Source organism: Daejeonella sp., assembly GCF_049655485.1.
In the GTDB taxonomy this organism is placed as follows: domain Bacteria; phylum Bacteroidota; class Bacteroidia; order Sphingobacteriales; family Sphingobacteriaceae; genus Daejeonella.
In genome coordinates this window covers 1-4,762 of record NZ_JBASJU010000049.1, presented here as the reverse complement: position 1 = coordinate 4,762, position 4,762 = coordinate 1, and the positions used below count along the sequence as shown (strand labels likewise).

The 4,762-nt window shown below is 43.4% G+C and carries 4 protein-coding genes; 3 read left to right on the top strand and 1 reads right to left on the bottom strand.

The annotated features are described in order from the left end of the window. From gcvP to WBJ10_RS02265, 3 genes are all read left to right on the top strand, one after another. The coding region (gene gcvP / locus WBJ10_RS02275; RefSeq protein ID WP_424287930.1) for an aminomethyl-transferring glycine dehydrogenase at positions 1–2,180 on the top strand (2,180 nt) is incomplete at its 5' end. After that, entirely contained in the window at positions 2,141–3,409 is a 1,269-nt protein-coding gene (locus tag WBJ10_RS02270; RefSeq protein WP_424287929.1) for a sensor histidine kinase, read from the top strand. The genes gcvP and WBJ10_RS02270, both read left to right, overlap by 40 nt. A gap of 101 nt (positions 3,410–3,510) precedes the next feature. Then, entirely contained in the window at positions 3,511–4,092 is a 582-nt protein-coding gene (locus tag WBJ10_RS02265) for a YceI family protein (RefSeq protein ID WP_424287928.1), read from the top strand. A 97-nt stretch (positions 4,093–4,189) separates the two neighbouring features. Here the strand turns inward: WBJ10_RS02265 and WBJ10_RS02260 are convergent. Beyond that, the coding region (locus tag WBJ10_RS02260; RefSeq protein ID WP_424287927.1) for an MBL fold metallo-hydrolase at positions 4,190–4,762 on the bottom strand (573 nt) is incomplete at its 5' end.

Genomic DNA, 4,762 nt, shown 5'->3' with positions numbered 1-4,762 from the left:
AAAAAGGAATAAAACTTACCGTTATTGCGGATATCATGTCTCTTTCCCTACTGACCCCTCCGGGAGAATGGGGTGCAGATATCGTAGTTGGTACAACCCAGCGTTTTGGTGTACCAATGGGCTTTGGAGGTCCGCATGCCGCGTTTTTTGCAACAAAGGAAGAGTACAAGCGCTCTATGCCGGGAAGAATTATCGGTGTAACGATCGACAGTGCCGGGAACTATGCGCTTCGTATGGCGTTACAAACCCGGGAACAACATATAAGAAGAGACAAAGCAACTTCAAATATCTGCACTGCTCAAGCATTACTGGCTATTATGGCTGGAATGTATGCAGTATACCACGGTCCTGCGGGAATTAAGCTGATAGCAGAGCGAATCCATGGATTGGCTGTCTTCCTTAAAGATTCCATGGAAAGCCTGGGCTACAAGCAGGAAAATAACTTCTTTTTCGACACGCTTCGTTTCGATCTGGGCGATTTAGTGAACCCAATTCACGCCGAAGCATTGAATAATGAAGTCAACCTGCACTATAAAGGATCATCGGTCACTATTTCACTTGATGAGACCACATCTTTCGAAGATGTACAAACTTTGGTTCGCCTGTTCGCAAAAGTGAAAGGCAAGAACCTGCATGATCTTGACGCAGATGCTCTTCGCCAAGGAGTAGGGTCACACATCCCGGAAGTGCTTCGACGAACTTCAGCCTACCTAAGCCATCCGATATTCAATTCGCACCATTCCGAACATGAAATGCTGCGCTATATTAAATCGCTTGAAACAAAAGATTTATCCTTGTGCCACTCTATGATTGCCTTGGGTTCATGCACAATGAAGTTGAATGCCACTACTGAAATGGTCCCTGTAACCTGGGCAGAGTTCAGCAAAATGCATCCCTTCGCTCCTTCAGATCAGGTTGGCGGCTACATGCAAATATTTGACGAATTAAACAGATGGCTGAGTGAGATCACTGGTTTTGCCGCAATGAGCTTACAACCGAATGCGGGTGCTCAGGGCGAATATGCCGGCTTAATGGTTATACGCGCCTACCACCAGGATCGCGGAGATTTCCAAAGAACGGTAGCATTAATTCCTTCTTCGGCACACGGAACTAATCCCGCCTCAGCAGCAATGGCGGGAATGAAAATAGTTATCGTTAAATGTGACGAAAAAGGAAATATTGACGTGGCGGATCTTAAAGCGAAAGCTGAAGAACACGCAGCGAATCTTTCATGTTTAATGGTTACCTATCCGTCAACTCATGGAGTTTTCGAAGAATCAATAATCGAAATTTGTGAAACTATCCATCAGCACGGCGGACAAGTATATATGGACGGTGCAAATATGAACGCACAGGTAGGACTGACCAGCCCTGCTACCATTGGGGCTGATGTTTGCCATCTTAATCTTCACAAAACATTTTGTATACCACACGGTGGTGGTGGTCCCGGAATGGGCCCGATTGGCGTCGCCAAACACCTGGTACCTTACTTGCCAGGCCATCCGGTGGTTTCCATCGGCACAGAGAAGTCTATCCCTGCTGTATCTTCAGCACCATGGGGTTCAGCTTCCATCTTGCTGATCTCTCACGCATATATCGCAATGATGGGTTCCGAGGGCCTGACTAACGCGACCAAATATGCCATCCTTAACGCGAATTATATAAAGTCGAGATTGGAACAGCATTATCCTGTTCTTTACTCCGGAAGCCAGGGACGTTGCGCCCACGAAATGATCCTTGATTGCCGCGCGTTCAAAAACTTTGGGATTGAAGTCACCGATATCGCCAAAAGGCTGATGGATTATGGATTCCATGCTCCTACTGTATCTTTTCCGGTAGCAGGGACAGTGATGATCGAACCCACAGAGTCAGAACCAAAGCATGAGCTCGACCGTTTTTGCGATGCGATGATTGCAATTCGCGCTGAAATCCAGGATGTTGAGAACGGTCTTTCCGACAAGATTGATAATCCGCTTAAAAATGCACCACACACTTCCGCAGTAGTAACAGCCGATGCATGGGAGCATTCCTACAGCAGGCAAAAAGCTGCTTTTCCTCTACCATATGTTGCTGCATACAAATTTTGGCCATCAGTGGGCAGGGTTAATGATACCCACGGCGACAGGACCCTTATCTGTGCTTGTCCGCCTATCGAATCTTATATGGAAGAATTGGCTTAACAAATCGAATTGTTCACTTTATAGGGCCAGGCCTGCGATTATCTCGCAACCCTGGCTCTAATTTTTTTCGAATTTCCCGTATTAAGCCGATAATAACATGCAACAAAACTGGTTCACAAGAATCTTCTAATGCTGAACAAAGACTGGAATTAGCGATTCAGGCTGCAGGCTTGGGAATATGGGATTGGGATGTAATAAATGATGAAACACACTTCGACAAAAATTGGATCCGAACCCTCGGATATGACTCAAGAGAATTACTGAAAAGCTCCAATTGGCTAGCTCTCGTTCATCCTGAGGACTACAACATGGTTAGCGAAATTACAGAGGAGCTTATCATGGGCAAGTACCCTTCAAATAGTTTGGCCTACCGCATAAAAACCAAGCATGGATCATGGAAATGGATCCTCTCTTTTAGTAAAATTCAAAGCTTCCAGGTTGACGGCAAAGCCGCCGTAATTATTGGAACCCATCTCGATATTGATTTCATTAAAGAAAAGGAAATAGAATTGGAGGAGATTACCCGTGAACTGAGAAAAACCAATTCGGAACTGGAGAAGTTTGCATACATAACTTCCCATAATCTTAGGGCGCCAGTAGTTAACCTTCGGACACTTACCGAAATGCAGGCTGAAGAAGTACTGTCCAGTGAAGCAAACGCGGAAATCACAGAGAATATCCGTTACTGCGTTAAACAACTCGATTCAACATTAAATGATCTGATAGAAATTGTAGCAAGCAAATCAGAAAATGATGTTAAAAAAGAACATCTCGATCTGGAGGCGGAGCTGGAACAAATAATTAGGAGTATAGGACAGCAAGTTCATGATTCAGGTGCGCACATTGAAAAAAACTTTTCAGAAAGTGAAAGTATTTTCTTCTCAAAAAGGTTTCTGCATAGCATCCTTATAAATCTCCTGACCAATGCAATCAAATACCGGTCGGATAAACGAAAGCTGGAAATAAACTTGAAAACATGCATCCATAAAGATTATACCGAACTTTATTTCAGCGACAATGGGCTTGGTATGGACATGAATAAATTCGGGAATAAGGTTTTCGGCCTCTACCAGCGCTTCCATGGCAAAATAGAAGGTAAAGGGCTCGGTTTATATATTATCAAATCTCAGATCGAGGCGATGGATGGAAAAATTGAAGTGGATAGCGAGCCAGAAGTAGGTACAACTTTTAAAATTTCTTTTAAGAACCGGATAAGCCAGCAACGATAATGGCCCGTAATATCTCAGTGACAGAAGCTGGAGCGACTAAACAACAAATTTTTTAAGATATATTTAATAAATAAAGATTTACACTTACCAATTAACACCCAATGAAAAAGATTTTTTTAACCCTTTGTATGCTAGCAGGTGTAGCTATTTTTATGGCATTTGATATGCCTTTTAAAGATGTTGTCTACACAGTGGATACCGAGCGGTCCACTATCGGCTGGACTGCAAAAAAAGTTGGTGGCGGACATTTTGGTACAGTTAAAATTACCTCAGGGAGCCTGGTGCACAATGGTAAATCATTGACCAAAGGCACTTTTCTAATGAATATGGCAAGCATTACCTCAGATAATGCCCGCGTAACTACTCACCTGAAAGCAGATGATTTTTTCTCTGCTGAGAAAAATCCAAATGCTAAGTTTGAAATTATGAAAGTGACACCGGCGGGGAAAGACCGGGTAAATGTTAGCGGTAATCTTACAATAAAAGGAATCACTCAGCCTATTACATTCCCTGCAACAGTGAAAACTCAAAAAGGTATTATCGTGGCAGTTGCAAACGGCGTACGTGTCGACCGCACAAAATATGATATCAAATACCGCTCAAAAACATTCTTCCTTGAAATTGGCGACAAAGCCATTGATGATGAGTTTGAGTTGAATATTAACTTGGTAGCTAAGAAATAGATCAAGGAACAAAGAGCAAGGAATAAGGACTAATTCCCAGTTTCCAATGAAACCGGTTTTAAAGTCTTTGTTCTTTGCTCTTTACTCCTTGCTCCCCTTACAGGATTCTAAACCCCTCACCTTCCACTCCCACCTTCGCAATCGCTTTCGATTTCGCATGGTAAAACAGGCATTCCCAATTACCTTCTGCTGCCCTGGTTCCATATTCCTGGCGTAGTTCCATAGCCCGACGACCGTCGTAGTCGTATTTAGCCATAAACTTTCGGAGGAGCTGCTCTGGTTCAGGAAGAATATCGCCGCCAAAGAAAATGGTTTCACCATCTTCCTTAATTAAAAATACCTGGTGATATTCGCAATGGCCTCCGGTCAATTCGTAAGATATAGTATCATTCAGTTTACCGTTCCCTTCCACAAAGTGTACAGAACCGCTCCGTTGCAAAAAATCAAATATCTCAGTTTTATACGATCGGGAAGGCTTGCTATAAGCTGCTTCCCACTCGCCTCTCTGGATGATATATTCCGCATTGGGAAAGCTTAGAGAAATGTCATCTCCCTTCTTATTTATCATTCCGCCAGAATGGTCAAAATGCAGATGTGACATCAGCACCAGGCTGACATCAGCAGGATCAAAACCGGCTTTGCGTATGTTCTCGTGGATAATTAACTCATC

Coding starts and splice junctions, on each gene's coding strand:
- WBJ10_RS02265 (WP_424287928.1), top strand. CDS start 3,511: ATGAAAAAGATTTTTTTAACCCTTTGTATGCTAGCAGGTGTAGCTATT.